The 25,358-nt window shown below is 71.2% G+C and carries 24 protein-coding genes and 2 pseudogenes; 10 read left to right on the forward strand and 16 right to left on the reverse strand.

Translation table 11 applies throughout. From position 1 onward, the window contains the following. Positions 1 to 10 precede the first annotated feature (10 nt). Both AB3K78_RS07835 and AB3K78_RS07840 read left to right on the forward strand, forming a co-directional pair. The gene (locus tag AB3K78_RS07835; RefSeq protein WP_416447181.1) at positions 11 to 775 is read left to right on the forward strand and encodes an AzlC family ABC transporter permease; all 765 of its coding nucleotides are present in this window, start codon (positions 11 to 13) and stop codon (positions 773 to 775) included. Further along, positions 772 to 1,101 (forward strand): branched-chain amino acid transporter permease, encoded by a 330-nt coding sequence (locus AB3K78_RS07840; protein ID WP_416447182.1) that lies wholly within the window; start codon positions 772 to 774, stop codon positions 1,099 to 1,101. The genes AB3K78_RS07835 and AB3K78_RS07840 overlap by 4 nt, the downstream gene beginning before the upstream one ends. Here the strand turns inward: AB3K78_RS07840 and AB3K78_RS07845 are convergent. Beyond that, positions 1,098 to 2,153, reverse strand: a complete 1,056-nt coding sequence (locus tag AB3K78_RS07845; RefSeq protein ID WP_416447183.1) for a lipase family protein — start codon at positions 2,151 to 2,153, stop codon at positions 1,098 to 1,100. The genes AB3K78_RS07840 and AB3K78_RS07845 overlap by 4 nt on opposite strands. Continuing rightward, on the reverse strand, positions 2,150 to 3,595 hold the full coding sequence (locus AB3K78_RS07850; protein ID WP_416447184.1) for a M28 family peptidase: 1,446 nt from the start codon (positions 3,593 to 3,595) through the stop codon (positions 2,150 to 2,152). Before AB3K78_RS07850 ends, AB3K78_RS07845 begins: the two co-directional genes overlap by 4 nt. Before the next feature lie 87 nt (positions 3,596 to 3,682). Between AB3K78_RS07850 and AB3K78_RS07855 the strand changes: the two genes are divergently transcribed. Beyond that, positions 3,683 to 4,705 carry an AsnC family transcriptional regulator gene (locus tag AB3K78_RS07855; RefSeq protein WP_416447185.1) on the forward strand — a complete coding sequence of 341 codons (1,023 nt, stop codon included), beginning with the start codon at positions 3,683 to 3,685 and terminating at the stop codon, positions 4,703 to 4,705. A gap of 49 nt (positions 4,706 to 4,754) precedes the next feature. On the opposite strand, the gene AB3K78_RS07860 is transcribed toward AB3K78_RS07855, so the two are convergent. The 3 genes from AB3K78_RS07860 to AB3K78_RS07870 all read right to left on the reverse strand — a co-directional run bounded on the left by AB3K78_RS07860 (position 4,755) and on the right by AB3K78_RS07870 (position 8,046). Then, the gene (locus tag AB3K78_RS07860) at positions 4,755 to 6,095 is read right to left on the reverse strand and encodes an MFS transporter (RefSeq protein ID WP_416447186.1); all 1,341 of its coding nucleotides are present in this window, start codon (positions 6,093 to 6,095) and stop codon (positions 4,755 to 4,757) included. Between the two features lie 146 nt (positions 6,096 to 6,241). After that, a complete protein-coding gene (locus tag AB3K78_RS07865; RefSeq protein WP_416447187.1) occupies positions 6,242 to 6,391 on the reverse strand; it encodes a methionine/alanine import family NSS transporter small subunit in 150 nt (49 codons plus the stop codon). After that, positions 6,388 to 8,046 (reverse strand): sodium-dependent transporter, encoded by a 1,659-nt coding sequence (locus AB3K78_RS07870; protein ID WP_416447188.1) that lies wholly within the window; start codon positions 8,044 to 8,046, stop codon positions 6,388 to 6,390. Before AB3K78_RS07870 ends, AB3K78_RS07865 begins: the two co-directional genes overlap by 4 nt. 290 nt (positions 8,047 to 8,336) lie before the next feature. Here AB3K78_RS07870 and AB3K78_RS07875 point away from each other — a divergent pair, with 290 nt between their 5' ends. Continuing rightward, complete coding sequence (locus tag AB3K78_RS07875) at positions 8,337 to 8,924, forward strand: alpha/beta fold hydrolase (protein ID WP_416447189.1); 588 nt, start codon at positions 8,337 to 8,339, stop codon at positions 8,922 to 8,924. A gap of 23 nt (positions 8,925 to 8,947) precedes the next feature. Here AB3K78_RS07875 and AB3K78_RS07880 read toward each other — a convergent pair whose 3' ends face one another. The 6 genes from AB3K78_RS07880 to AB3K78_RS07905 are packed head-to-tail and all read right to left on the reverse strand — an operon-like array spanning position 8,948 to position 13,543. After that, the gene (locus AB3K78_RS07880; protein ID WP_416447190.1) at positions 8,948 to 9,850 is read right to left on the reverse strand and encodes an SseB family protein; all 903 of its coding nucleotides are present in this window, start codon (positions 9,848 to 9,850) and stop codon (positions 8,948 to 8,950) included. Between the two features lie 11 nt (positions 9,851 to 9,861). Then, on the reverse strand, positions 9,862 to 10,614 hold the full coding sequence (priA, locus tag AB3K78_RS07885; RefSeq protein WP_416447191.1) for a bifunctional 1-(5-phosphoribosyl)-5-((5-phosphoribosylamino)methylideneamino)imidazole-4-carboxamide isomerase/phosphoribosylanthranilate isomerase PriA: 753 nt from the start codon (positions 10,612 to 10,614) through the stop codon (positions 9,862 to 9,864). A gap of 26 nt (positions 10,615 to 10,640) precedes the next feature. Continuing rightward, entirely contained in the window at positions 10,641 to 11,273 is a 633-nt protein-coding gene (gene hisH, locus AB3K78_RS07890; protein WP_416447192.1) for an imidazole glycerol phosphate synthase subunit HisH, read from the reverse strand. Then, positions 11,270 to 11,878, reverse strand: coding sequence for an imidazoleglycerol-phosphate dehydratase HisB (hisB, locus tag AB3K78_RS07895; RefSeq protein ID WP_416447193.1), 609 nt, complete (start codon positions 11,876 to 11,878; stop codon positions 11,270 to 11,272). The genes hisH and hisB overlap by 4 nt, the downstream gene beginning before the upstream one ends. A gap of 10 nt (positions 11,879 to 11,888) precedes the next feature. Beyond that, positions 11,889 to 13,040: a histidinol-phosphate transaminase gene (locus AB3K78_RS07900; protein WP_416447194.1), complete on the reverse strand. Its 1,152-nt coding sequence runs from the start codon at positions 13,038 to 13,040 to the stop codon at positions 11,889 to 11,891. Between the two features lie 59 nt (positions 13,041 to 13,099). After that, on the reverse strand, positions 13,100 to 13,543 hold the full coding sequence (locus AB3K78_RS07905; RefSeq protein ID WP_416447195.1) for a LysM peptidoglycan-binding domain-containing protein: 444 nt from the start codon (positions 13,541 to 13,543) through the stop codon (positions 13,100 to 13,102). A gap of 266 nt (positions 13,544 to 13,809) precedes the next feature. Between AB3K78_RS07905 and lexA the strand changes: the two are divergent. From lexA to lipA, 3 genes and pseudogenes are all read left to right on the forward strand, one after another. Further along, positions 13,810 to 14,474: pseudogene (gene lexA / locus AB3K78_RS07910) on the forward strand (transcriptional repressor LexA). A 103-nt stretch (positions 14,475 to 14,577) separates the two neighbouring features. Next, entirely contained in the window at positions 14,578 to 15,240 is a 663-nt protein-coding gene (gene lipB / locus AB3K78_RS07915) for a lipoyl(octanoyl) transferase LipB (protein WP_416447196.1), read from the forward strand. A gap of 137 nt (positions 15,241 to 15,377) precedes the next feature. Continuing rightward, positions 15,378 to 16,340 (forward strand): lipoyl synthase, encoded by a 963-nt coding sequence (gene lipA, locus AB3K78_RS07920; protein ID WP_416447325.1) that lies wholly within the window; start codon positions 15,378 to 15,380, stop codon positions 16,338 to 16,340. 135 nt (positions 16,341 to 16,475) lie between these two features. Here lipA and AB3K78_RS07925 read toward each other — a convergent pair whose 3' ends face one another. The 5 genes and pseudogenes from AB3K78_RS07925 to hflX all read right to left on the reverse strand — a co-directional run bounded on the left by AB3K78_RS07925 (position 16,476) and on the right by hflX (position 22,595). Further along, on the reverse strand, positions 16,476 to 16,610 hold the full coding sequence (locus AB3K78_RS07925) for a hypothetical protein (RefSeq protein ID WP_416447401.1): 135 nt from the start codon (positions 16,608 to 16,610) through the stop codon (positions 16,476 to 16,478). Positions 16,611 to 16,723: 113 nt separating this feature from the next. Next, positions 16,724 to 17,373: pseudogene (locus AB3K78_RS07930) on the reverse strand (methylenetetrahydrofolate reductase); the annotation flags it as partial. Then, on the reverse strand, positions 17,370 to 18,551 hold the full coding sequence (locus tag AB3K78_RS07935) for a hypothetical protein (protein ID WP_416447197.1): 1,182 nt from the start codon (positions 18,549 to 18,551) through the stop codon (positions 17,370 to 17,372). The gene AB3K78_RS07935 and the pseudogene AB3K78_RS07930, both read right to left, overlap by 4 nt. Further along, on the reverse strand, positions 18,548 to 20,902 hold the full coding sequence (gene metE, locus AB3K78_RS07940; RefSeq protein ID WP_416447198.1) for a 5-methyltetrahydropteroyltriglutamate--homocysteine S-methyltransferase: 2,355 nt from the start codon (positions 20,900 to 20,902) through the stop codon (positions 18,548 to 18,550). Before metE ends, AB3K78_RS07935 begins: the two co-directional genes overlap by 4 nt. Positions 20,903 to 21,041: 139 nt before the next feature. Continuing rightward, the gene (gene hflX, locus AB3K78_RS07945; RefSeq protein WP_416447199.1) at positions 21,042 to 22,595 is read right to left on the reverse strand and encodes a GTPase HflX; all 1,554 of its coding nucleotides are present in this window, start codon (positions 22,593 to 22,595) and stop codon (positions 21,042 to 21,044) included. 129 nt (positions 22,596 to 22,724) lie between these two features. Between hflX and AB3K78_RS07950 the strand changes: the two genes are divergently transcribed. From AB3K78_RS07950 to AB3K78_RS07960, 3 genes are all read left to right on the forward strand, one after another. Beyond that, positions 22,725 to 23,339, forward strand: coding sequence for a class I SAM-dependent methyltransferase (locus tag AB3K78_RS07950; RefSeq protein WP_416447200.1), 615 nt, complete (start codon positions 22,725 to 22,727; stop codon positions 23,337 to 23,339). Between the two features lie 107 nt (positions 23,340 to 23,446). After that, on the forward strand, positions 23,447 to 24,148 hold the full coding sequence (locus tag AB3K78_RS07955) for a DUF4190 domain-containing protein (RefSeq protein WP_416447201.1): 702 nt from the start codon (positions 23,447 to 23,449) through the stop codon (positions 24,146 to 24,148). Positions 24,149 to 24,384: 236 nt separating this feature from the next. Continuing rightward, entirely contained in the window at positions 24,385 to 25,299 is a 915-nt protein-coding gene (locus AB3K78_RS07960) for a DUF4190 domain-containing protein (RefSeq protein ID WP_416447202.1), read from the forward strand. Positions 25,300 to 25,358 lie beyond the last annotated feature (59 nt).

Below are 25,358 nucleotides of genomic sequence, written 5' to 3' on the forward strand. Positions count from 1 at the left end.
GGATGGTCGCATGCCCGGCGCGACGACTCATCAGCCCGGCGCCGCACCCGACGGGCGAGCCGCGCAGATACGCGCAGGACTCTCCGATTCGCTCGGCGTCGGACTCGGCATCTTCCCGCTCGGGATCGCCCTCGGCGTGCTCGTGATCCAGGCGGGACTTCCCTGGTGGCTGGCACCCGCCCTCTCGATCGGCATCTTCGCGGGCTCCGTCGAACTGCTCCTCGTCACCATGCTCTCCGCTGCGATGCCCCTGGTCACGATCGCGGTCACGGTGCTCGCGGTGAATTTCCGTCACGTCTTCTATCCGCTCTCGTTCCCGCTGGGCAGGGTCACGCCCGGGTTGCCCCGCGCGTACTCCGTCTACGCGATGATCGACGAGGCGTACGCGACGTACGTGCTCATGCCACCCGAACGGCTCTCTTCCGCGCGGATCGTCACCATGCAACTCGCCTCGCAGGCCTACTGGGTCGGCGGCGGCCTCGTCGGCGTCGTCTTCGCCCAGCTGCTGCCGCACCCGATCGAGGGCTTCGAGTTCGCGCTCTGCGCGCTCTTCATCGTCATGTCGCTCGACGCGGCCCGCTCGAAACGCGAGCTCCCCTCGATCCTGCTCGCCGGCGTCGCGGTCGCCGCCGCGCTGCTCGCGTTCCCCTCGCAGCCGCTGCTCCCGGCGCTCGTGCTCTACGCCATGCTGCTCACGCTGCGATTCCTCTGGAGCCGACGCCGCGATCGCGACACCGGAACCGGTGCCGAACCGGGGCCGGAGGCTGCGGCATGACCCCCAGTACCGGCTACCTCATCGCCGCGGTCGCGGTCTCCGGGGTCATCACTCTCGCGCTGCGCGCGCTCCCCTTCGCGATCCTGAAGCCCCTGCGCAAGTCCCGCTTCGTGCAGGCGCTCGGCCGCTGGATGCCCGCGGGCATCCTCCTGATCCTCGCCGCCGTCGTGCTGCACGAGCAGGGCGCTACGCACCCCGCACGCATCGTCGCGCTCGGCATCGCCTCCGTCGTGACCATCGCGGTCCATCTGCTCTTCCGCCGGCGCGCGCTCCTGAGCATCGCGGCGGGCACCGCGTGCTACGTCGCGCTGATCAACCTCCTCTAGGCGGCGAAGCGCTCGGCGATCCACCCGGCGGCTTCCGAGGGCGCGTTGCGCGCTCGCATCACCCCCGAGTGGTGCGTCGGCCACCACCGGCTCGTCAGTTCGAATCCGGCCCGGCGGTACCTGCGCAGCAGCGCCGCGGTCAGCGGGGCCGGGGCCACCTCGTCGAGCAGCGCCGCGTCGATACGCAGCGGCGGTTGCTGCACGGTCGGACGCAACCGCCCGACCTCGTTCCGGGCGAACGACGCGAACAGCCGTTCCCAGAGCTCCTGCTGCTGCGGTCCGCCGATCCGGGACGGGGCGATCCCGCCCCAGGATCCGGGCCCGATCAGCTCGACGAGGGTCTTCGAGCCGAGATCGCCCCACGCCGAACGTGCGCGCGCGCTCAATCCGCCGCCGTCGACGAGCTCGCGCAGCCGGGGATCCTCCTCGGCAGCCCCGCTCAGCATGAGCCCGATCAGCGCGGAGACCGTGCCGCTCCCCGGCACTCCCGCACCGAAACGGCGCGCGAGCGCGATGCTGCGGTCCATGCGCGTGACCGGCGCGAACACCGCGGTGCCGAGCAACCGCGAGGCGGAATCCGGTGCGGGAGCGACCGAGGCGAAGAGCGCGGCGACCGCGCCCTCCGAGTGCCCCGCGAGCACCCACCGGTCACCCAGGCGCTCGTCGACGCTGCGGCGAGCGCGCATCGCGGCGACCATCGATTCCCCGAGGGAGGATCCGATCAGGTAGGGGTGCGCGCCGCTCGACCCGATCCCCTCGTAGTCGGGGCGCAGCACCGCGATCCCGCGGCGCAGCAGGCGGGCGCAGAGCGCATCGCCCTGGGAGATGCGCCGCCACTCCACGTGGCCCGGATGCGCGCGGCTCGGCGCCGCGGCACCGGAGCCGCCGGTGGTCATGTGCCCGTAGACCACGACGGGGTATCCGCCGCGGGGCGGCCCGGTGTCGGGCAGGTGCAGCAGGCCGGTCTGCTCATGGGTGCCGCCGCGCAGGGTCCGGGCCGGAAAGACGATCGCGCGGCCGGGCAGCTCCCGCTGCGCGGGATCGGGGGTCACCACCGCCCCCTCGGCAGGCGCCGCCGGACCGGCGCCGGCAGGAGGCCCAGGGTGGATCCTCGGCGGGCCTCGGCGTCGTCGATGACGTCGGCGAAGAATCGGGCGACGGGGACGAGCTGCGCGGTATCGATGCGATCGATCGTATCGGCGTCGTCGTAGAGGTACAGCGGGCCCGAGACGAGGCTCACCGTCGGCACGCCCGCGACGAAGGTGAACGAGGCGTCGGTGGGGATCCCGTCCGCGAACGCCTCGAGCGCCGCAGCGCCGAGCAGGCTCGTGGAGACGAGCCGGTGGCGACGCACGAACTGCGCGATGCGGCGGGTGAATGCCGGGTTGACGTTGAGGAAGATGCCGCGGGGCTCGGTCTCGGGCACTGATTCGAAGCCGCCGTCGGCGCCGCGGACGGCGCGGAGCCCGACGTGCTCGATGGTGGTGTTGAGCACGATGTTCCAGGGCGCGTCGGGGGCGAGCACGTTGCGCCGCGCGAAGTCCATGTGGGCGTGGTAGCCGGTGAAGTGGGTGTCGAAGGTGATGAAGAGCAGGGTCTTGTCGCGCTGCTCCCCCGCCCGGGCGCGCGCGCCGAAGTGCTCGGCGAGGGCGATGACCTCCGCGGTGCCCGACGCGTCCTCGACCGCCCCGGGGCTCACCGAGTCGTGGTGGGACTGCACCATGATGGCGTCACGGGTCCGGCCGGGTAGGACACCGAGCACCGTGCGGGAGACGACCCGTTCGCGCCGGACGTCGAGGATGAGCCGGCCCGTCGCGGGTGCGGCGGCGCGAGCGGTCCGCGCCCCGGCGAGGCGGCGACGCAGCTGATCGCCGGTCGCCCGCGTGATCCACACGCCGGGCAGCGCGAAGAGCGTCCGCCGGTAGTACTCGTTGTGGTACCGGTGGGACTCGGGATAGTCGCGGAGCACGCCGATGAGCCCGACGGCTCCCGCCCGCATGGCCTCCCGCATCACGCGCGCGAGCGTGGTCACGTAGGGGTTGCGGCTGCCGAGGACTTCGCGCCTGCGCACCAGGCGGTCCGGATCGTACAGGTACCGCGTGAGCGGGAGCGTGTGCGCGGTCGTCATGGTGAAGGCGAGATCGAAGAGCACGATCCTGCCGCGGACGTCGTGCTTGCGGACGGGATCCGCGCCGATGTCGACGATCGGCGCGTCGAGCCGGTGCTCCGCCGCGCCGGTCCAATCGTGGCTCGCCAGCCCCGAATGCAGGATCGGCGAGCACTCGAAACGCTGATCGCCGACTTCCAACTCGTGCGCGGTGCTCCGCCAGGCGTAGGAGTCGACCTCGAGCGTCTCGGTGTCCAGGCCGGCGGCGGCGAAGCGCTCGGCCACGTACTCGGCGGCGCGGGCGCCTCCGGGTGTTCCCGTCGCACGCGGCGCCATCGCAACGAGGTCCCCGATCGTGCGGAAGATCTCGGACGTTTGCAGATTCATACGCAGAGCGTAAGACTATGGGCAGTTCCGAACCAGAAGCATGCATGATCCGTCATGGATCACCGAGAGACGGGTTGATTCCTTCAGATGACCGAGCCCCTTCCCGGCCCTGCCGCAGCACCGCCGCGCCTGCTCGACGAGCTCGATCTCGCCATCGTGCACGCGCTCCAGATCGATGCCCGGGCTCCGTGGACCAGGGTCGCCGCCGCGGTCGGTGCGGACAGCGCGACGGTCGCGCGCCGGTGGGAGCAGATGCGAGAGGAATCGCTCGCCTGGCTGACCTGCTGGCCGCAGTCCTCGCAGTGGGAGTCCAGCACCGACCTCGCGATGGTGCTGCTCGCCGCAGGCTCCGACATCGACGCGATCTGCGCCCAGTCCTGGGCCTTCTCGGTCGACGAGACCTCCGCGGGCGTCGTCGCGCTCGTGGCCGCCCAGTCCGGTCTCCGGGGGCTCGGTCATCGGGTCCAGGAGCTCGCCGAGATCTCGTCGGGCCCCGCCGGCGCCCACGACGGGCGGACCCCGCGCATGCACGTCGTGTCCGCGGTGCTCGCCGAAGACTCTTCCTGGCGCACACGAGCGCTCGACGCGCGCGGGCAGCGGATCATGGCGGCCGACCCGGGCGGCGCCGGTGGGTCAGCGGCGCGTCCGCCGAAGCCGGAGGTCGTCGCCGAACTGCTGGAGGCGCTGAGCGAGGATCCCCGCATGAGCGCCGCGAAGCTCGCCGGGCGCCTCGGCGTCTCGGAGGCGACGGCGCGACGCACGGTGGAGCGCTCCGCGGGGCGCCTCGGACTCGGCTGCGATCTCTCTTCCTGGGCCGCCGGGCTGCGGCGCGGCGCGATGCTCTGGGCCCGGTCCCCGCAGTTGCACGCCGCGGGCGCACAGGCGCGCTGGCTCCCCCAGTCGTACCGCGCCCTGCAGGTCGTCGGCCCGGCTCCCCTCTGCATCAGCGTGCGGGCGACGACGCTGACGGCCCTGCCCGAGCTCGAGCACGCGCTCGGCGACGGGATCGAGATCGTCGACCGCTGGACCGTGCTGAGTACGCGCAAGCGCAACGGCCGCCTGCTCGACGAGTGGGGCCGTGCGTTCGATCGTGTCGAGGTGCACTGGTGACCGGGCCCGAGGAACGCGGCCGGGGAACGCGGCCGCGGAGCGCGGCCACTCAGCCGGCGAACTCCGTCGAGCCGCGCGCCGCGCGCTCCCGGAGCTCCGCGTCGAGCCGGTAGCGGGCGAGCGGAACCAGGCTGAGGGCGCACAGGGCGGCGGGCACGAGAGACACTCCGATCACGATCGCCCAGCGCGCCGAATCGGACTGCACGACGGCGCTCCCCACGCCCTCCGCGTAGCCGCCGATCCCGAGCAGCAAGCCGAGCAGCGCGGGACCCAGCGCGAGGCCGAGCAGTTCGAATCCCGACCACAGGCCCGAGATCATGCCGATCCGGTTCACCCCGGAACGGCGCGCGTCCTCGGCGGCGACATCGGGCAGCATCGCGAGCGGGAAGATCTGCGCCCCCGCGTACCCGATGCCGACCACTGCGGAAGCCGCGTAGAGGGCGACGAGCGACCCCGCGTTCGTCGCGACGAGACCGAGCAGACCGAGCGCCATGATCGCGGTGGCGACCGCGTAGCCGCGCTGCTTGCCGATGCGCACGCCGACGCGCGACCAGAGCGGCGCGAAGAGCACCGCAGGGCCGACGAAGCAGACGAAGGCCAAGGTCGCCGCGCCCGGGTCGCGCACCACGTGCCGCGCGACGTAGACGACCCCGCTGAGCACCATTCCGATCGCGACCGCCTGCAGCACGAACGCTGCGACCAGCCGCCGGGTGTCGCGGTCACGGAGCACCACACCGAGCTGCTCGAGCAGCCGCCCGCCGGCCTGCTCGTCGCGGGTGAGCCGCGCCCCACGGGTGCCGAGCCACAGCCCGAGCGCGCCGCAGAGGATCAGCACCGCCATCACGACCGCCATGATCCGGTAGCCCGTGACCCCCTCGCCGACGTCGACCAGCACGGGGGCGACCGCACCCGATACGAGGATCGCGAGGCTGAACACCGCCACGCGCCAGGTCGTGAGGCGGGTCCGTTCGGTGTAGTCGTCGGTGATCTCGGCCGCCATCGACAGGAAGGGCACCTGGAAGAAGGCGTACACGGTGGCGCAGACGAGCGAGATCAGCAGCACCCAGAGGCCCGCCAGCAGCGGGGGCGCGACCGGCCCCACGAAGATCAGGACGAAGACGACGGCGAGCGTCGCCCCGGCGCGGATCACGAACGGTCGTCGCCGATCGCGCGGATGCGTCGAGCGATCGCTCACCCGGCCCGCGATCGGGTTCAGCAAGAAGTCCCAGGCCTTCGGCGCGAACACGATGAGCCCGGCGAGCGACGCCGCCACGCCGAGGTGGTCGGTGAGGAACGGCATCAGGATCAGGCCGGGCACCGTTCCGTAGGTGCCGGAGGTGATCCCGCCGAGCGCGTAGCCGACGCGAACGCGAGGAGACAGCTGTGTCATGCCCCGATGCTAGAGGGGACGCTCAGAATGCGCGCCAAGTCCGACCGGATCGAGCATTCGCCCGCGATCGCTGCACGGAATCCTTCACTGCGGGCCTTCCGGCAAGCCGATGCGGCGGCGTTCGGAGTGCCCGCCAGTACGGGCGCCTACTCGAGGCGCTCGCCCGCCAGATCCTCGCCCCCGGCCGGGTACGCGTCGACCTCGCCCTTGCGCGACAGCGCGATGGTGCTACCGATGAGGCCGCCCCAGATGATCACGGTCGCGAGGACCAGGAACACGATCGCGATGGGGGTCATCGCGCACCTCCTTCGGTCGCGCCGCTCGCGGAGGCATCAGCGACCGCGGCGGCCTCGGCGGTCCCGGTGCGAGCCGGGTTCAGACGCAGGGTCGATCTCTGCCCCGGCACGTCCGGCCACGGTGTGAAGCGATCGGGGTCGTAGCGCCACGGACTCGCCGTGAGCAGCACCGCCCCGAGGAGCATCGCGGCGACGACCCCCCATCCGAAGACCGCGACGTACTCCGGCGCGTAGCCTCCGTAGGGCTTCGCGATGAGCCCGTCCGGGCCGAGCACGGTGACGAGCAGCATGTAGCCGAGCACGACGGGACCGAGGAGCGAGACGAAGAACCTCCAGGCGGGGCCGACCTTGAAGGTCGACAGGGAGCTCAGGTGTCCCGAGAGCTCACGGCCGGAACGGCGGATCCAGAGCACCGTAATGGTCATCGCGACCGCGGAGCCGACGATGCCGATGTTGTTGGCGAAGTTGTCGATCGTGTCGAGGGCGATGAGCCCCGTGCTCGTGCCGAAGAGCACGACGGAGACGACGGCGAGCACGCCCCCCAGGCCGTACACCGCCCTCTTGCGGCTCAGCCCGAACTTGTCCATGACGCCGGCGAGGATCACCTCCATGATCGAGATCAGCGAGGTGAGGCCGGCGAGAGTCAGCGCGCCGAAGAAGAGCGCACCGAAGAGCTGTCCTCCGGGCATCTCGACGGCGATCGCGGGGAACGTCACGAACGCCAGCATGGGGCCCGAGAGATTCTGCAGTTCGCCGACCGCGACGCCCTGCTGGTGGGCGAAGAAGCCGAGCGTGGCGAACACGCCGACGCCAGCGAGGATCTCGAACGAGGAGTTGCCGAAGGCGACGACGAGACCGGGCGTCGTCAGGTTCGACCTGCGCCTGCGGTACGACGAGTAGGTGAGCATGATGCCGAAGGCGACCGAGAGCGAGAAGAAGATCTGGCTGTAGGCGGCGACCCAGACGCTCGGGTTCGCGAGCGCCGCGAAGTCCGGGGTGAAGAGCGCGTTGAGGCCCTCGGCCGCGCCGGGCAGGAACAGCGCGCGCACCACGAGGATCAGGAAGCCGACGACGAGCAGCGGGATCGCGATCACGTTGAGGCGCTGCACGCCCTTGACCACGCCCGCGCCGAGCACGACCAGGGTGACCACCCACATGAGCACGAGCGGGATGAGCACCGACGGCACGAAGGCGAGGCTGAACAGGGAACCGTCGGTGGGCATCTGCAGATAGTCGCCCGTGAAGAACCCGGCCGCGTCCTTGCCCCACTTGAGGTCGAACGAGAACACGAAGTAACTGCCGGCCCAGGCCAGCACCGCCGTGTAGTAGATCGCGATGAACACGCAGATCATCACCTGGAACCAGCCGATGCCCTCGCCGAACTTGCCGGCGATGCGGCGCAGTGCGAGCGGCGCAGAACCGCGGAACCGGTGGCCGATGGCGTAGTCGAGGAACAGGATCGGGATGCCCGCGGTCAGCAGCGCGACGAGGTACGGGATGAGGAACGCGCCCCCGCCGTTCTCGTAGGCGACACCGGGGAATCGCCAGATGTTGCCGAGGCCCACGGCGGAGCCGATGGCGGAGAGGATGAAGCCGATCTGGCCCGTCCACTCGGCCCGGGCCGGAGCGGCCTGGTTCGTGGTCGTCTGGGTCACGTCGCTGGATCCTTACGCTGCTCTGGCCTCGGACGGCCGCTCTTCGCCCGAGGGCTCCCGGGCATGCGGAGAGCGTAGCAGGACCGCGAGCCCGTTTCGGTCTCGGGCGACGCGGTTCTCCAGGCTGATGGGATGACTGCTCCGACGCTCTGTCCCGTGCGCACTCCAGATGGCCGCGCGCTCGCCGGGGCGAGCTTCGGCCCCGTCGACGGCGAACCGGTCCTCTTCATCGCCGGCGCTGCGACCGGCAGGAGCATGGCGTCGGCGAGGATCTGCTCGACGCGCTCGGGGTGCGACTGCTCACCATGGACCGTCCCGGTATGGGCGCCTCCGACCCGGACATCGGGCGCACGCTCGCCTCGACCGTCGACGATTACCGCGAGTTCGTCTCGGTAGCGCTCGGAGACGCGGATGCACGCGTGCCCGTCGTCGCGAACTCCCAGGGCGGAGTGTTCGGGCTGGGCGCGGCGGCAGCCGGCTGGGCGTCGAATCTCGTGCTCGTCTCCCCCGCCGATGAAGTCGCGCACCCCGCGATCCGTGCGATGCTGCAGCCGGAGGCGACCGGGCTCGCCGATCTCGCGCAGCAGGATCCGACCGCCGCGGCCGAGATGCTCTCCGGGTTCGACGCGGAGGCGATGGAGCAGATGGTGTTGAACAGCTCGGGCCCGGAGGATCGCGCCTGGAATCTGCCGTTCGATCGGATCCGGGTTCCGGCGTCAGTGCTGTTCGGTGCGAAGGATCTCACGCACTCGCCCGATCACGGCGAGGTGCTCGCGTCACGTATCCCCGGGGCTCGGCGCACGGTCTTCGAGGACGCGGGCGGCGCGCTCCTGTGGACGCACGCGCGCTCGGTGCTCGAGGCCGCGCTCGACCGCTGAGCAGCGGGGCTCGGCAGCCGAAGTCAGCCGCTGATCGGGCGTACGCGCAGCGAGTCGACCCGGTCGGCGATGACCGCGGACGCCGTCCAGCGCTCCTGCATCCGCTGCAGCAGTCCGGCGAGCGCGGCGCGGTCGACCCCGTCCTCGGCGTGCGCGAGCCGGATCCGGACGTCGACCTCGGCCTCCAGCAGGCGTCCCTCGAGGTCGCCCGGCGCGAGCCAGATCGCCTCGACCATCGGCTCGCCCGCCGCCGACTCGGCGAACGCCCGCGAGACGTCGGGGTCGGCCCAGGCGGGCAGCACGCGCTCGCGCAGCGCGAACGCCTCGAGCGCCGTACGGCGCACGCCGAACTCGCGCTCGGGGGTGCCCGGGTCGATCATGAGCAGGTCGGTGCCCTCCTGCGCCGCCGCGACCGCGGCCTGCACGCCCGGGACCGGGATCGGACGGGCCTGCGGGTTCCAGGCCGCGAGCGTCTCGGTGGAGCTGAAGATCGGCAGCACCGAGCGTCCATCGGGCGCTGCGACGGTCACGATCGACAGCTCCTGCGTCTTCTCGACGGTGCGCCCCTCGGGAGTCACGCCGAGGCCGCCGGCCTCGGCCAGCATCGGCACGAGGAAGCGCTGCCCGCCGAGGGCCGCGATCGCGTCGGCGTGGGCGTCGGCGAGCACGGCGAGCGCGTCCCAGTAGTCCCCGGCCGTCGCGACCCCGCGCGTGCGGCGCGCGGCCTCGCGGACCGCGTCGATCGCCGCAGCGGTCTCGGCGGGCGTCGAACCGTCGTCGCCCGCGAACGCGGTGTCGTGGTGGTCGAAGGTGCGGCCGGCCCACGGGAAGCCGGCAGAGTCACCGGCACCCCCGGGCACCAGGCTCTCGGGGACGCCGGTGGATCGCGGGACGTCGCCCGTCGAGGGGAGCTTCTTGATCGCCATGCCCGCGCCGCTCAGGCCGAGCGGCCGGCCACGTCGAGCGCCGCGCCGAGCGTGAACGCCCCGTCGTAGAGCGCCTTGCCGATGATCGCGCCTTCGATGCCGCTCGGCACCAGCTCGCGCAGCGTCGACAGGTCGTCGAGGTTCGAGATGCCGCCCGAGGCGACGACAGGGCGGTCGGTCCGCTCGCACACCTGTCGCAGCAGGTCGACGTTCGGGCCGCGCATGGTGCCGTCCTTAGTCACGTCCGTCACCACGTAGCGCGGGCACCCGGCGTCCTCGAGGCGCGCGAGCACCTCCCAGAGGTTGCCGCCCTCCTCGGTCCAGCCGCGTGCGGCGAGGGTCTCGCCGCGCACGTCGAGCCCGACGGCGATGCGATCGCCGTGCCGGGCGATCGCGTTGCGGGTCCACTCGGGGTTCTCGAGCGCCGCGGTGCCGAGGTTCACCCGGCGCGCGCCCATCTCGAGCGCGGCCTCCAGGCTCGCATCGTCGCGGATTCCGCCCGAGAACTCGATGTTCACCTTGCCGGCGCGCTTCATGATCTTGCGCGCGACCGCGACGTTGCTCCCGCGGCCGAATGCCGCGTCGAGGTCGACCAGGTGGATCCACTCGGCGCCCTGCTCGATCCAATCGAGCGCGGCGTCGACCGGGCTGCCGTAGTTGGTCTCGGTTCCGGCCTCGCCCTGGGTGAGTCGGACCGCTTTGCCGTCGACCATGTCGATGGCGGGAAGCAGCTGCAGCTGGGGGCCCTCGGCGAGCTCCGTCATGTGGGGGTTCCTCTTCTCGGAAGTGATCAAAGCGTGTCGAGCCAGTTGCGCAGCAGCCGGATCCCGGCTTCGCCCGACTTCTCGGGGTGGAACTGCGTCGCGCTCAGCGGGCCGTTCTCGACGGCCGCGACGAAGCGCTCGCCGTGCTCGGCCCAGGTCACCTTCGGCGCCGTCGCGGGACCGCGCCCCTCGAGCGTCCATTCCGTTGCGGCGTAGCTGTGCACGAAGTAGAACCGCTCGCCCTCGAGACCGCGGAACAGCACGGAATCGGCGGGCGCCTCGACCGTGTTCCAACCCATGTGCGGCAGACGCGGAGCGGCGAGTTCCCGCACGGTGCCGGGCCACTGGCCGAGCCCCTCGGTCTCGATGCCGCGCTCGACGCCGCGGTCGAACATGATCTGCTGTCCGACGCAGATGCCGAGCACCGGGCGTCCGCCCGCCAGCCGTCGGTCGATCAGTTCGTCGCCGCGCACGTCTCGCAGCTGCCGCATCACCGCGTCGAAGGCGCCGACGCCGGGCACGAGCAGCCCGTCGGCCGCAGCGACGCGCGCCGCCTCGCGGGTCAGCTCGACCTCGGCCCCGGCGTGCTCGAGCGCCTTGACCGCGGAGTGGACGTTGCCCGAACCGTAGTCGAGCACCGCCACGGTCGGACGGGTCACAGCGCGCCCTTGGTCGACGGGATGCCCGCCACGAACGGGTCGATGGTCTTCGCCTGGCGGAACGCGCGCGCGAACGCCTTGAATTCGGCCTCGGCGATGTGGTGCGGGTCGCGCCCCTCGATGAGCTTGAGGTGGACGGTCAGACGTGCGTTCAGGGTCAGCGCCTCGAAGAAGTGGCGCACCATGCTGCCGGTGAAGTGTCCGCCGATGAGGTGGAACTCGAACCCGGCCGGCTCGCCGGAGTGCACGAGGTATGGACGTCCCGAGATGTCGACCACCGCCTGCGCGAGCGACTCGTCGAGCGGCACGAGCGCATCGCCGTAGCGCGAGATGCCGCGCTTGTCGCCGAGCGCTTCGAGAATCGCCTGCCCGAGCAGGATGCCCGTGTCCTCGACCGTGTGGTGCACGTCGATGTGGGTGTCGCCGGTGGCGCGCACCGTGAGGTCGGTGAGCGAGTGGCGCGCGAAGGCGGTCAGCATGTGGTCGAAGAACGGCACGCCGGTCGACACGTCGGCATCGCCGGAACCGTCGAGATTGACGTTCAGCGCGATCTGGGACTCACTCGTGGCGCGCTCTAACTGCGCGGTACGCGGGGCTGCGGTCATGATCTCGATCCTACTTGGCGGAGTCCGCGGTGGCGCCGCCCGGGCCGAGCGCGGCGATGGCCTCGATGACGGCCGTGGTCTCGGCGTGCGTGCCGGCGGTGATGCGCAGGTGCCCCTCGATGCCGAGGTTGCGGATCAGGATCCCGTCGGCGCGGAGCGCTTCGAAGGTCGCCGAGGGATCGACGAACCCGCCGACGAGGAGGAAGTTGGCCCCGGAGGGGTGCACGGAGTACCCGAGCTCGACGAGCGCGGCCTCCAGGCGGTCCCGCTCGGCACGGATGTCGGCGACGGTCGCCAGCATCTCCTCGGCGTGCCAGACCGCTGCGGTCGCGGCCGCCTGCGTCAGCGCCGACAGGTGATACGGCAGGCGCACGAGCCGTAGCGCGTCGACCACTGCGGCATCGGCGGCGAGGTAGCCGAGGCGCACGCCCGCGAACGCGAAGGCCTTGCTCATGGTGCGGGAGACCACGAGCAGGGGGCGGCCGGGAAGCAGGCCGACGGCCGTCTCGTGCGCCGCGTCGAACTCCTGGTAGGCCTCGTCGACCACGAGGATCCCGCCGTACTCGGCGATCGCGTCGTACGCGGCGACGATCACCTCGCGTTCGAGCGGGGTCCCCGTCGGGTTGTTGGGACCGCACAGGATCGTGACCGTCGGGCGGTGCTCTCGGATCGCCGAGACGACGAGATCGGGGGTCAGGGCGTAATCCGCGGGACGCGGGACCGGGATCCAGGCCGTGTCCGTGCCGTCGGCCAGCAGCGGGTACATGGAGTAGGTCGGAGTGAAGCTCAGCAGGCTGCGACCCGGACCGCCGAAGGCCTGGAGCAGCTGCTGCAGCACCTCGTTGGAACCGTTCGCCGCCCACACCTGCTCGGCGCGGAGGCCGTGCCCCAGGTATCCGGCGAGCGCCGTTCGCAGGCTCAGGAACTCGCGGTCCGGGTAACGGTTGACGCTGCGGACCGCCCGTTCCAGCTCGGAGACGATGTCGGCGATGACGGCCTCGGGCAGCGGGTGCGTGTTCTCGTTGACATTGAGGCTGACCGGCACCGGGTCCTGCGGAGCGCCGTACGGATGCTTGCCGACCAGGTTGTCGCGAAGCGGCAGATCGCCGAGCTCGATTGCGGACGGCGAGGTCGAAGGCACGGTTGCGGGCTCAGAAGTCACTGAACCAGTCTACGGGGAGCCCGCGCGCCCAGTCCCTTGGATTACGCCGCGTTCGCGGGCTACGCCCCGGCGGCGAGCTCGGCGTTGGTGCCGATGCCCACCTCGGACGCGGGCACCACGCCGGTGGCGTGCGAGTATCGCAGCGGAACCGCGACCGGCTGTCCGGCCTGCACGCCGGAACCGTCGAGCTGGTTGAGCTGCACGATCTCCGCGATCAGGTCGCGAGGATCGGCCTTCGCATCGAGACGGGTAGCCACGGCCCAGAGCGATTCACCGGGCTGCACGACAACGTAACCGAAGTCCGCGGGGCGGCCGTCGACATTGGCCTGCGCCTGCGCGGAGCCGAACACGGCTACGCCCGCGAGGAGCGCCGACACGGCCAGCGTCGCAAGAGCGCCGAACACCCGACGGCCACGGCGCGTCAGACGCAGGCGGCTCTTCGCCGCAGGGGCCTCCGCGCTGCCCTGGTGATCGATCGTTGCACTCAGTTCTCGTGCGCCCATGATCGGCTCCTCTCGTACTTCGACGCCGACCCACGGTCGAACATCTGTATCGAATATACGTTCGATCTCCGAAACCCGCAACCCTCGATTCGAATCTCTGACCGATATTTTTCGGCGACACTCGAACGTATGTTTGCCGCGGGACCGGCCCGCGAACTAGGGTTTCGAACACCGGTAGACACTGAACCACCGACTACCGACATTCATGATCGGCACCGGAGCGCACCGCCCCGGCCGCCCGAGCAGCACCCGGAGAAGAGGCCCTGATGAGCGAGACGACACCGAGCCGCCCTCCGAAGCCGCTCACCGAGAAGCAGCAGGCGATCCTCGAGTGCATCGCCCGCTCCGTCGAATCCCGCGGGTACCCGCCGAGCATGCGGGAGATCGGCGACGCGGTCGGCCTTTCCTCGCTGTCGAGCGTCACCCACCAGCTCACCCGGCTCGAACTCGGCGGCTACATCCGGCGCGATCCCAACCGCCCCCGGGCGCTCGAGATCCTGGTGGAGCTCGCCCAGACCTCGCAGGCCATCGGCGACGTGCCGCAGCAGCAGGTCGAAGAGGCGGCCTACGTCCCCCTGGTCGGGCGCATCGCGGCGGGTGTTCCCATTACTGCGGAGCAGCAGGTCGACGAGGTGGTCCCGCTCCCCGGCAACTGGTCGGCGACGGGCAGCTCTTCATGCTCAAGGTCGTCGGCGATTCGATGATCGACGCCGCCATCTGCGATGGCGACTTCGTCGTGATCCGACAGCAGCGCGATGCCGAGAACGGCGACATCGTCGCTGCGATGCTCGACGGCGAAGCCACGGTCAAGGTGTTCCGCCGTCGCGACGGCCACACCTGGCTGCTCCCCCGGAACAGCGCATTCGAACCGATCCTCGGCGACCACGCCGAGGTGCTCGGCAAGGTCGTCGCCGTCTTCCGCTCGGTCTAGTCGGCGCACAGCGCCGCCGCGGGAGGCGCCGGGGGCGGAGGCATCCCGGCGCCTTTTTCGTCGATTTTGATTATTTGCACTCAGTACATCTATTCTGTGAAGCATGTCCGAGACGCTCGCGCTCCCACGCATCCGCACACACGCAGCGGGGTTTCCCGTACCTATCCCCTACGCGGCCGGCCTGGCGCTGCAACGGGAGGCGGTCGCTCGGATCGCCGGCGGCAGTGACCGCGGCACGCTGCTCCTGCTGCAGCACGAGGCCGTGTACACGGCCGGCCGGCGCGCGCTCCCCGAGGAATTCCCGAACGATGGCACTCCCGTAGTGCCGGTCGACCGCGGCGGGAAGGTGACCTGGCACGGCCCCGGTCAACTCGTCGCGTACCCGGTGATCCGGCTCCGCGAGCGCCTCGGCGTCGTCGACTTCGTCCGGGAGCTCGAGCAGGCGATCATCGAGGTCGCCGCGGAGTTCGGCGCACGCGGATTCCGCGTCGACGGCCGCTCGGGCGTCTGGGCCGACACCGGGGCCGTCGCCCCCGCCAAGTTCGCGCAGATCGGCCTGCACACGAGCGGCGGGATCGTCACCCACGGCCTCGCGATCAACTGCAGCAACTCGCTGGATCCCTTCGCGGCGTTCATCCCGTGCGGCATCACCGACGCCGGGGTCACCACGCTCAGCCGGCTCGTCGGCACCGAGATCCTGCCCCAGCAGGTGGCCCCGCGGCTCGAAGCGCGACTCGCGACCGTGTTCGCGGAGGTCGCCGAGTGAGCGCCCGAAACATCGGCACTCCGCTCTCGGAGGTCCTCGCGGCCGAGCAGCCCGGGAGCGCTTCCCCCGTCGGGTGCGGCCGCGGGCACGCGGAGGCGCCGGACGCCGGCACCGCGCCCGCGGTCGGAGGCCGCCGGCTGCTCCGGGTCGAGGCCCGCAACGCCGAAACGCCGATCGAACGCAAGCCCGAGTGGATCAAGACCCGCGCCCGGCAGGGGCCGGAGTTCCGGGACGTGCACTCGCTCGTCAAGCGCGAGGGCCTGCACACCGTCTGCCAGGAGGCCGGCTGCCCGAACATCTACGAGTGCTGGGAGGATCGCGAGGCGACCTTCCTGATCGGCGGCTCGATCTGCACGCGCCGCTGCGACTTCTGCATGATCACCTCGGGCAAGCCGCTGCCGCTCGACCTCGATGAGCCCCGACGCGTCGCCGAATCGGTGCGCACGATGGGCCTGCGCTATGCGACGATCACCGGGGTCACCCGCGACGACCTCCCCGACACCGGCGCCTGGCTCTACGCCGAGACCATTCGGCAGATCCACGGGCTCAATCCCGGATCGGGCGTCGAATGCCTCGCCGACGATCTCGGCGGCCGCCCCGAGGATCTCGCCCAGGTGTTCGAGGCCGAGCCGGAGGTGTTCGCGCACAACCTGGAGACGGTCCCCCGGATCTTCAAGCGGATCCGGCCGGGGTTCCGCTACGAGCGCTCGCTCGAGGTGATCGCGCAGGCGCGCCGCGCCGGAATGATCACGAAGTCGAACCTGATCCTCGGTATGGGCGAGGAGCGGCACGAGATCACCTCCACCATGCGCGAGCTCTTCGACGCCGGCTGCGACATCCTCACGCTCACCCAGTATCTGCGCCCGTCGAAGCTGCACCATCCGATCGACCGCTGGGTGCGCCCCGAGGAGTTCGTCGAGCTGAAGGCCGAGGCCGAATCGATCGGGTTCGCCGGAGTACTCGCCGGGCCGCTCGTGCGTTCCTCGTACCGAGCCGGTCGTCTCTGGGCGCAGACCATGTCGGCGAAGGGCCGCGAGGTTCCCGCGCACTTGCGTCACCTCGCCGATCGCGCGGCCGAGAGCTTCCCGCAGGCGGTGTAGCCCGGTCCGTCCGCAGCGCTGCTCGAGCGAACGCGAGAGCACCGTTGTTCGACGAGAGCCCGGCGAGTCGCCTTCCGAAAGCCCGTGCTCTCGTCGAACCCGCGTGCTTTCGCGGGCTCAAGCCGACCGGGGCGCTCAGCCGACGGGCGCCAGCAGGTTCAGCTCGCGCAGCACCGCGAGCACCTGTTCGTGCCGGTTGAAGGTGTACAGGTGCACCGACGGCGCCCCGCCCGCGAGCAGCTCGCCGGCCAGGCGGATGGTGTGCTCCACGCCCAGCTCCGGTGCGTAACCGCCGGCGTCCTCGAGCGCACGCTCCAGCCCCGAGGGGCCGGTCGCCCGGCGAGCGAGGCGACCTTGCGCAGCTGGGCGCTCGTCGACACGGGCATGAGGCCGGGCAGCACGGGGATCCGCAGGCCGGCGTCGCGGGCATCCGAGACGAACGACAGATACTCGTCCGCTTCGAAGAACAGCTGGGTGATCGCGAACTGCGCCCCCGCCTCCTGCTTCGCGACCAGCCAGTCGAGGTCCTCGGAGCGCGACCGCGACATCGGATGCCCGTTCGGGTACGCCGCCACGGCGGTCCGCCCGACGCTCGTGAGCGCCGGGCGCTCGGCGCGGGCCTCCGCGATGAGCTCGGTGAGTTCGAGGGCCGACAGCGAACCGGAGACGAGGGGGTCGTCCTCGCTCCGTCCGCGCGGCGGATCCCCCGCAGCGCGAGGAAGTCGTGCACGCCCGCGTCCATGATCCCGTGGATCGTGGCGCGCACGGCCTCCCGCGTCTCGCCGACGGTGGTCAGGTGCGCGAGCGGCAGAGCGTCGGTGTGGTCGCGGAGATACCGCAGGAGGTCGAGCGAGGCGTCCCGGTTCGACCCGTTCGCGCCGTACGTTACCGAGATGAAGTCCGGACCGGCGGCCGAGAGGTGCTGCACGGCGTGGCCGAGGGCGAGCGCCGCGGCCCCGCTGCGCGCCGGGAAGACCTCGAACGAGAACCGGGCGCGCGTGGGCGCGCTGCCCGTCAGCAGCGTGGCGTTCATGCGGGGGCTCCGCTCAGTTCGCGGGCCGCGAGCTCCGTGCCGCGCACGCGCGCGGCGATCTTCGCGAATGCCACGTCCCGTGCGAAGTCCGGCGATCCGTGCCGCGGCTTCTCGTCGATCAGGTAGGGCGAGAAGCCGCAGTCGTCGGTCGAGCCCAGCAGCTCGGGCGGGATGAACCGCGCGGCGCGCACCAGCTGGTCGCGCACCTGTTCGGCGGTCTCGAGCTTCGGGCTCGTCGGGTTCGTGACGCCGACGAGCACGCGGGGCACGGGGGCACCGGCGGCTGCCCGGGCCCGGAGCTGCGTTCCGACGAGCCGGGCAACGCGGTCCGGTTCCGGTTCGCTGGCGGCCTGCACGAGGAAATAGCCCGCCTCGATCTGCAGGAGCTCGGGGATCAGCTCGGCATAGTCGACGTCCGCGGAGTGCACCGAGTCGTTGTCGTTGCCCGGGCAGGTGTGCACGCCGACGGCCGCGCGCTCCTCGGGTGCGAGCTCGGAGAGCACACGGTTGAAGAGCTCGATGAAACCGCCCAGTGCCTCCGGCCCCGCCCACGGTGCCCGGAGATCGCGCCGCAGCGCCAGCCGTCCCTCGGTGAAGTCGATCGAGACGCGCGCGGCGCCCGCCGAGAAGCAGCGGCGGATGTCCTCCGCGCAGCCCGCGACGACGTCGTCCAGGAACTCCGCTCGCGAGTAGTCGCCGAGGCCGTCCTCGGGCACCATGAGCGACAGCATCGAGGGCGAGATCACGGCCTGCTTCAGGGGCACGGTCGTCAGTTCGCGCGCCGCGCGCACATCGTCGGCGGCCCATGCCCGGTACCGGAACGGCCCGCGCGCGAGACTCGGGATCACCCGGTGGTGCCCGTCGGCGAACACCGCGAACACCGGCCCCTCCCGCACATCGCCATCGGCGCCTCCGTCGCCGAGCGGGTAGCTCGCGAAGCTCTGCCGGCGCTGCTCGCCGTCGCTGATGATCGGAGACCCCGTCGCCTCGAATCTCGCAAGGGTGTCGCGCACGGCGCGATCCTGCTCGGCGCGGAGCTCCGCGGCCGGGAGCTGACCGATCTCGGCGTCGAGCACCGCTCGTTGCAGGCCGGCCGGCCGCGGCAGCGAGCCGACCGGCTCGGTCGGCAGCACGCCGTCGGCCGGCCAGCTCGCAGGACCGCAGGGTTCCGCGCTCACGCCGTGCCCGTGGCGCCGGCCTGCTCGGCGCGGACCGCGCGGGCCGCCTGCACGAGGTTCGTCAGGCTCGCCACGGTCTCCTCGTAGCCGCGGGTCTTGAGGCCGCAGTCGGGGTTGACCCAGAGCTGCTCGCCCGGGATGCGGGCGGCGGCGATGCGGATCAGCTCGGTCTGCTCCTCGACGCTCGGCACCCGGGGCGAGTGGATGTCGTAGACGCCCGGCCCGATGCCGCGCGAGTAGCCGTGGTCGCCCAGCGGCTCGACGACGTCCATGCGGCTGCGGGCCGCCTCGATCGAGGTGACGTCGGCATCGAGGCCGTCGACCGCGTCGATGATCTCGCCGAACTCCGAGTAGCACAGGTGCGTGTGGATCTGCACGTCGGAGGCGGCGCCGCTCGTCGCGAGACGGAACGCCCCCACCGACCAGTCGAGGTAGGCCGCCTGACGGTCGGCGTCGAGCGGCAGGAGCTCGCGCAGCGCGGGCTCGTCGACCTGCACGATCTTGATCCCCGCCTCGACGAGGTCGTCGATCTCGTCCCGCAGCGCGAGCGCGACCTGCGCGGCCGTGTCGGCGAGCGGCTGGTCGTCGCGCACGAACGACCAGGCGAGGATCGTCACCGGACCCGTCAGCATGCCCTTGACGAGGTGATCGGTGAGCGACTGCGCATAGGCGGACCAGGCGACCGTCATGGGGGCGGGTCGCGAGACGTCGCCCCACAGGATCGACGGACGGGTCGCGCGGGTGCCGTAGGACTGCACCCAGCCGTTCTCGGTCACCGCGAAGCCGTCGAGCAGCTCCGCGAAGTACTGCACCATGTCGTTGCGCTCGGCCTCGCCGTGCACGAGGACGTCGAGGCCGATCTCCTCCTGCAACCGGATGACGCGTTCGATCTCGGCGCGCAGGAAGCCGTCATAGGCGTCCTGGTCGATCTCGCCGCGCGAGAACGAGGCGCGCGCCCTGCGGATCTCGCTCGTCTGCGGGAACGAGCCGATGGTGGTCGTCGCGAAGGCCGGGATGCCGAGCCCGCGCTGCGCGTCGCGGCGGACCTGCTCGTCGTCGCGGGTGCGGTCGGCGTCCGTCACCGCATCTACGCGCTCGCGGATCGCATCGATGCGCACGCCGGGAGCGGCCGCGCGGTCGGCGAGGATCGCCGAGGTCTCGGCGAGCTCGGCCTCGATCGAATCGGCGCCGTGCCGCAGCCCGCGGGCGAGCACCGCCACCTGCTCGACCTTCTGGTCGGCGAAGGCGAGCCACGAGCGCAGGCGGTCGTCGAGCTTCGCCTCGTCGGTGACGTCGTGGGGCACGTGCTGGAGGGTGTTCGAGGTGCCGACGACGACGTCGATGCCGGCCAGCTGGAGATCCTGCACCACGCCCGAGGCGATGCGCAGATCGGTGCGCCAGATGTTGCGACCGTCGATCACGCCGGCCACGAACTGCTTCCGGTAGAAGGCGCTCTCGAACTCTCCCGAGCTGAAGGCGCCGTGCGGCAGGGTGCCCCGCACGAGATCGGCGTGCACCGCCTCGACCGGAAGCGCCGCGAGGCGCAGCAGGGAGGCCGAGGAATCGCCGTAGGGGGTCGTCAGCAGGACCTGCGGGCGATTCTCGAGGCCGCCGAGCACGCCGTAGGCGCGCTCCACGAGAGCGGTCGCCTCGTCACGCGACACCGGGAGGGAATCCGATACCAGGGCCGGCTCGTCGAGCTGCACCCAGGCGGCGCCGGCCGCGGCGAGCGCGCCGAGCAGTTCGGCGTAGACCGCGACGACGTCGTCGAGCCGGTCGATCGGCGCGAAGCCCTCGCCCGCCGAGTCGGAGGCCTTGGCGAGCAGCAGGTAGGTGACGGGTCCGACGAGGACGGGGCGCGTTTCGATGCCCTGCTCGCCGGCTTCGGCGAACTGGGCGACGAGTGCGGAGGCGTTCGCCTCGAACGGGGTCTTCTCGTCGATCTCCGGGACGCTGTAGTGGTAGTTGGTGTCGAACCACTTCGTCATCTCGAGCGGCTGGTGATCCTTGTCGCCGCGGGCGAGCGCGAAGTAGGTGGCGAGGTCCGTCGCGTCGTCGGCGAATGCGACGTCGGCGAAGCGGGCGGGGATCGCGCCGAGCGCGAGGGTTGCGTCGAGCACCTGGTCGTAGAAGCTGAAGCTCTCGGGGATCGCGCTGCCCGTCGCGGGCAGGCCGAGCTCGACGAGGCGGGCGCGGGTTGCGGCGCGCAGCTCTTCCGCCGTCTCGAGGAGCTGGCCCTCGGTGAGGTCGCCCTTCCAGTAGGACTCGACGGCGCGCTTGAGTTCGCGGCGGCGGCCGATGCGGGGGTACCCGAGGATGGTGGCGTTCGGGAGGGGCTGCGTCGCGGGCATTGGAGTGTCCTTCGCGTGAGGTGAGTGGATCAACTTCACGCTAGCCAGCGGCGTCTTCCAGCGGCAGGTTCGTGTCGCAGTATTACCCGGTTTCCCAGTGTTACCGCAGGGTCGGCGAACGGCTGCGAGATCCGGTATCTCAGCGGAGCAGGAAGGGCTCCAGCTTCGCCACGGTCTCGCCGGTGACGAGAGCGCGCACGCGCGTCCCGTCCTCGACGTACTCGGTCTCGAGCACGCGATTGCGCTCGTGCAGCTCCGCGACCAGGTCGCCCCGATCGTAGGGGATCACGACGTCGACCTCGCGGTCCGGGACCGGAAGCGCCGCATCGATGCGGGCGCGCAGCTCCTCGATCCCCTCGCCCGTCCGCGCGGAGGCGAACACCGCGTCGGGCGCGAGGCCGTGCAGCACGAGGCGCTGCGCGTCGTCGATGAGGTCCGACTTGTTGAACACGACGATCTCGGGAATGCCCTGCGCGTCGACCTCCGCGATCACGTCGCGCACGGTGCGCAGCTGGGATTCGGGATCGGGGTGCGAGCCGTCGACGACGTGCAGGACGACGTCCGCCTCCCCCACCTCCTCGAAGGTGGAGCGGAAGGCCTCGACGAGCTGATGCGGCAGGTTGCGGACGAATCCGACGGTGTCGCTGTAGGTGAACGTGCGTCCGTCCGCCGTCTCGGCGTGCCGCACCGTCGTGTCGAGGGTCGCGAACAGCTGGTTCTGCACGAGCGCCGTGCTGCCCGTCAGGCGGTTGAGCAGGCTCGATTTGCCGGCGTTCGTGTACCCGGCGATCGCCACCGACGGCACCTCGCCGCGCTTGCGGTTGGCTCGCTTGGCCTCGCGCGCGGGCGCGAACCCGGCGATCTGCTTGCGCAGCTTCGCCATGCGGGTGTGGATCTTGCGCCGGTCGAGCTCCATCTTGGTCTCGCCCGGGCCGCGCGAGCCCATACCCGCGCCGCCGGAGCCCACCTGTCCACCGGCCTGACGGGACATGGATTCGCCCCAGCCGCGCAGGCGGGGCAGCAGGTACTCGAGCTGCGCGAGCTCGACCTGCGCCTTGCCCTCGCGGCTCTTCGCGTGCTGGCTGAAGATGTCGAGGATCACCGCGGTGCGGTCGATGACCTTGACCTTCACCACGTCCTCGAGGGCGCGCCGCTGGCTGGGCGCGAGCTCGGTGTCGGCCACCACCGTGTCGGCGCCGACCGAAGCGACCAGTTCGGCGAGCTCGTGGGCCTTGCCCTTGCCGAGGTAGGTGCTCTTGTCCGGGTGCGGGCGCCGTTGCAGGAGCCCGTCGAGCACGTTCGCGCCCGCCGTCTCGGCGAGCGCGGCGAGTTCGCGCAGCGAATTCTCCGCGTCGTCCAGGCTCCCCTGGGGGTAGACCCCGATGAGCACCACGTTCTCGAGACGCAGCTGGCGGTACTCGACCTCGGTCACGTCCTCGAGCTCGGTCGAGAGACCCGGCACGCGGCGCAGCGATGCGCGCTGCTCGCGCTCCAGGCGGATCGCCTCGATATCGGCGGAGAGCTGATCGTGCGCCTCGTCGCCGAGCGCCTGCGCGCCGCCGGTCAGGTTCTCGACGCCGCCATCGCGGAGGACCGTCGCTCCGGTGGCGCCGGAGCTGCCCGCGCGGGCCAGGATTCGTTCGATGGGATCGGCGACCTCGGTGCCAGGATCCTCAGAAGTGCGTTTCGTCATGCGGGCACCAGTCTACGGCGCGCCCGGCCGGGCGACCAGGCCCGTTCGCCGAGAGCGTCCGTGCCGGAGGACGAGCCCGTGCCGGTAGGCTCTCGCCATGGCACTTCCCCTTCAGCGAGCGTCCCGGGCATGAGCGGCCACTACTTCAGCGAGTCGCCGGAGAGCGAGCTGCGACCCCGCGAGATCCGCGCCGTGCTCGGCGGCGCGGAGCGCAGCGTGCGGACGGCGGGCGGGGTGTTCAGCCCCGAACATCTGGATCGCGGCACCGAAGTGCTGCTGCGCACGCTCGCCGATGCGCCTCCCGCCGGGCGGGTGCTCGACATCGGCTGCGGCTGGGGGCCCATCGCCCTCGACGCGGCGCTCACCGCATCGGCGTCGGGCCTCGAAGCGGAGGTCTGGGGTGTCGATGTCAACGAACGGGCCCGCGCCCTCGCCGCGGAGAACGCTCGATCGCTCGGCCTCGCGGGCGTGCGCATCGCGTCCCCCGAAGAGGTCCCGGCCGAGCTCCGGTTCGACGAGATCCGGTCGAATCCGCCCATCCGCGTGGGGAAGGCGGCGCTGCACGAGATCCTCGGCACCTGGTTGCCGCGTCTCGCCCCGGGCGGCTCCGCCTACCTGGTCGTCGCGAAGCACCTCGGCGCCGACTCCCTGCAGCGCTGGATCGGCGAGGCGTTCCCCGAGCTCGCGGTGGATCGCATGGCCCGCGACAAGGGCTTCCACGTGCTCCGTGCCAGGCAGGTCTGACGCAGGGGTCCGCGCTCCGCGTTCCCTGAGAGCGCGGCTCCGTCGGCCCTCCTAGACTGATGCCGAGCGCCCGGAATTCGCCGGGGCCGCAACTCGAAGGACAGACGATGTCGAACCTGTTCCCGCCGCAGGACCCCAGCCGGACCGGGCTCCCCGATGCGACGACGGGCACTCCGTTCTCCGAGCCGCAGCCCCCGCACGTCGAGGCGGTTCCGCCGCAGTTCCCGCCGCAGCCCGAAGCGCCGCTCAACGCGCTTTCCCTCGTCTCGTTCATCGGTTCGTTCTTCGTCGGCCTCGTCGGCATCATCTGCGGCCACATCGCGCTGCGCCAGATCAAGCGCAGCGGCGAGCGCGGCCACGGATTCGCCCTGGCCGGCACGATCATCGGCTACGCCACGCTCGCGCTCGAGCTGGTCGCGATCGGGTTCCTCATCCTCTTCGGCATCTTCGCGATCGGTGCGATCGGCCTGACGGCCGGCAGCGCGGGATCGGGTTATCAGGACGAGGGCGGATCCGCTCCGTACAGCGAGGAATCGGTGACGCCGTCCCCCGCGAACCAGCCCCTGTGCGATGCCCTCAACACCTATTGGGACGAGGTCGATGCGTACGTGATCGGCGAGCCCGCGCCGCAGACGCTGATCGACTCGGTCAAGAAGGTCACCGAGATCGCGCCCGAATCGCATCGGAAGCTCTACACCGACTACGTCGCGATGCTCTCGGGAACCTCGAAGCTCCCCGCGGCCGAGAAGCAGCAGCTCCAGGCGGACGCGGACAACGCGCTCACCGAGGACGGCGCCGACTGCTGGTGATTCACCGCGCGCGACCGATGCGGCGATCATTTTTAATGATCATTCAATTGAAACCGCAAGTGTATATCGCCTCGAATTCCTGAACGCTTTTCAACCACCCTTCCCCGAGATGCGCGAATAGGAATCTTCCGCATACACTCATTGCGGGGACCATGGCGATCCGACGCGCTCTCCTTTTCCCCGCTCATGAATTCCGCGCCCGTCGGGCGCCCCGCAGACCCGGAAGAGATCGCATCGTGACGACCCCCGAGCAGCCCGAGAACCAGGCTCCGAACCAGCCGCCCGTCCAGCCTCAGGCGCCCCAGACCCCCGTGCCGCCCGCTGCGGAGGCGCCGAGCGCACCCGTCGCTCCCCCGGTTCCGCCGGTCGGTTCGGAGCAGCCGACCGTCCAGTTCCCGCAGACCGCGCCCGTCGCAGGTGCGCCGGTCCCGCAGGCGGCTCCCGCCCCGCAGCCCGCTCCGGTCGCAGGTGCGCCGGTGCCTCCGCAGGGCCCCGGAGCCCCCGTGCCCCCGTACCAGCAGCCCGGGGCCCAGGTTCCCGCTCCCCAGGCCCCGATGAACCCGCTCGCGCTGGTCTCGTTCATCGGCTCCTTCTTCATCGGCCTCGTCGGCGTGATCTGCGGCCACATCGCGCTGAAGCAGATCAAGCGCGATGGCGGGCGCGGGCGCGGCTTCGCCCTCGCCGGCACGATCATCGGCTACGTCAGCGTCGCCAGCGGCATCATCGCGTCGATCTTCCTCATCGTGACCCTCGTCACCGGGGCCGCCATCGTCGGCACCGCGGCCTCCGAGGCGCAGAAGCAGTACGAGGACAGCCAGACCAGCATCGCTCCGACCGAGACGACCGACTCGCCCTCGAGCGATTCGACCGATTCGTCGGGCACCTCCGAGTCCTCGTCCGCGTTCTGCACGGCGCTCGACAAGGTCGAGAAGGAGAGCCTCAACATCGATCCGAGCGCTGGCCAGGCCCCCCAGTCCCTGATCGACGCCTACAAGGAGCTGGCTTCGGCCGCGACCGGCGAGCACCGGGCGGTCTACCAGAAGATGGCGGAACTCCTCCAGAACCCGACGAGCGCGAACGCGTCGGAACTCAGCCAGCTGCAGTCCGATCTGGCCTCGGCCGTCGCCTCGGACTACGTGGACTGCATGTAGTCCTCGACCCGAGCGCGAGAGCGGCGGGCCGCCCTTCGGGGCGACCCGCCGCTCTCGCG

The organism is Leucobacter sp. HNU, assembly GCF_047946755.1.
In the GTDB taxonomy this organism is placed as follows: domain Bacteria; phylum Actinomycetota; class Actinomycetes; order Actinomycetales; family Microbacteriaceae; genus Leucobacter.

Bases quoted from the DNA above. Each gene is read 5' to 3' on its own strand.
- AB3K78_RS07835 (WP_416447181.1), top strand. From the start codon at position 11: ATGCCCGGCGCGACGACTCATCAGCCCGGCGCCGCACCCGACGGGCGA.
- AB3K78_RS07840 (WP_416447182.1), top strand. From the start codon at position 772: ATGACCCCCAGTACCGGCTACCTCATCGCCGCGGTCGCGGTCTCCGGG.
- AB3K78_RS07850 (WP_416447184.1), bottom strand. From the start codon at position 3,595: ATGAATCTGCAAACGTCCGAGATCTTCCGCACGATCGGGGACCTCGTT.
- AB3K78_RS07855 (WP_416447185.1), top strand. From the start codon at position 3,683: ATGACCGAGCCCCTTCCCGGCCCTGCCGCAGCACCGCCGCGCCTGCTC.
- AB3K78_RS07860 (WP_416447186.1), bottom strand. From the start codon at position 6,095: ATGACACAGCTGTCTCCTCGCGTTCGCGTCGGCTACGCGCTCGGCGGG.
- AB3K78_RS07865 (WP_416447187.1), bottom strand. From the start codon at position 6,391: ATGACCCCCATCGCGATCGTGTTCCTGGTCCTCGCGACCGTGATCATC.
- AB3K78_RS07880 (WP_416447190.1), bottom strand. From the start codon at position 9,850: ATGGCGATCAAGAAGCTCCCCTCGACGGGCGACGTCCCGCGATCCACC.
- priA (WP_416447191.1), bottom strand. From the start codon at position 10,614: ATGACGGAGCTCGCCGAGGGCCCCCAGCTGCAGCTGCTTCCCGCCATC.
- hisB (WP_416447193.1), bottom strand. From the start codon at position 11,878: ATGACCGCAGCCCCGCGTACCGCGCAGTTAGAGCGCGCCACGAGTGAG.
- AB3K78_RS07905 (WP_416447195.1), bottom strand. From the start codon at position 13,543: ATGGGCGCACGAGAACTGAGTGCAACGATCGATCACCAGGGCAGCGCG.
- lipB (WP_416447196.1), top strand. From the start codon at position 14,578: ATGTCCGAGACGCTCGCGCTCCCACGCATCCGCACACACGCAGCGGGG.
- metE (WP_416447198.1), bottom strand. From the start codon at position 20,902: ATGCCCGCGACGCAGCCCCTCCCGAACGCCACCATCCTCGGGTACCCC.
- hflX (WP_416447199.1), bottom strand. From the start codon at position 22,595: ATGACGAAACGCACTTCTGAGGATCCTGGCACCGAGGTCGCCGATCCC.
- AB3K78_RS07950 (WP_416447200.1), top strand. From the start codon at position 22,725: ATGAGCGGCCACTACTTCAGCGAGTCGCCGGAGAGCGAGCTGCGACCC.
- AB3K78_RS07955 (WP_416447201.1), top strand. From the start codon at position 23,447: ATGTCGAACCTGTTCCCGCCGCAGGACCCCAGCCGGACCGGGCTCCCC.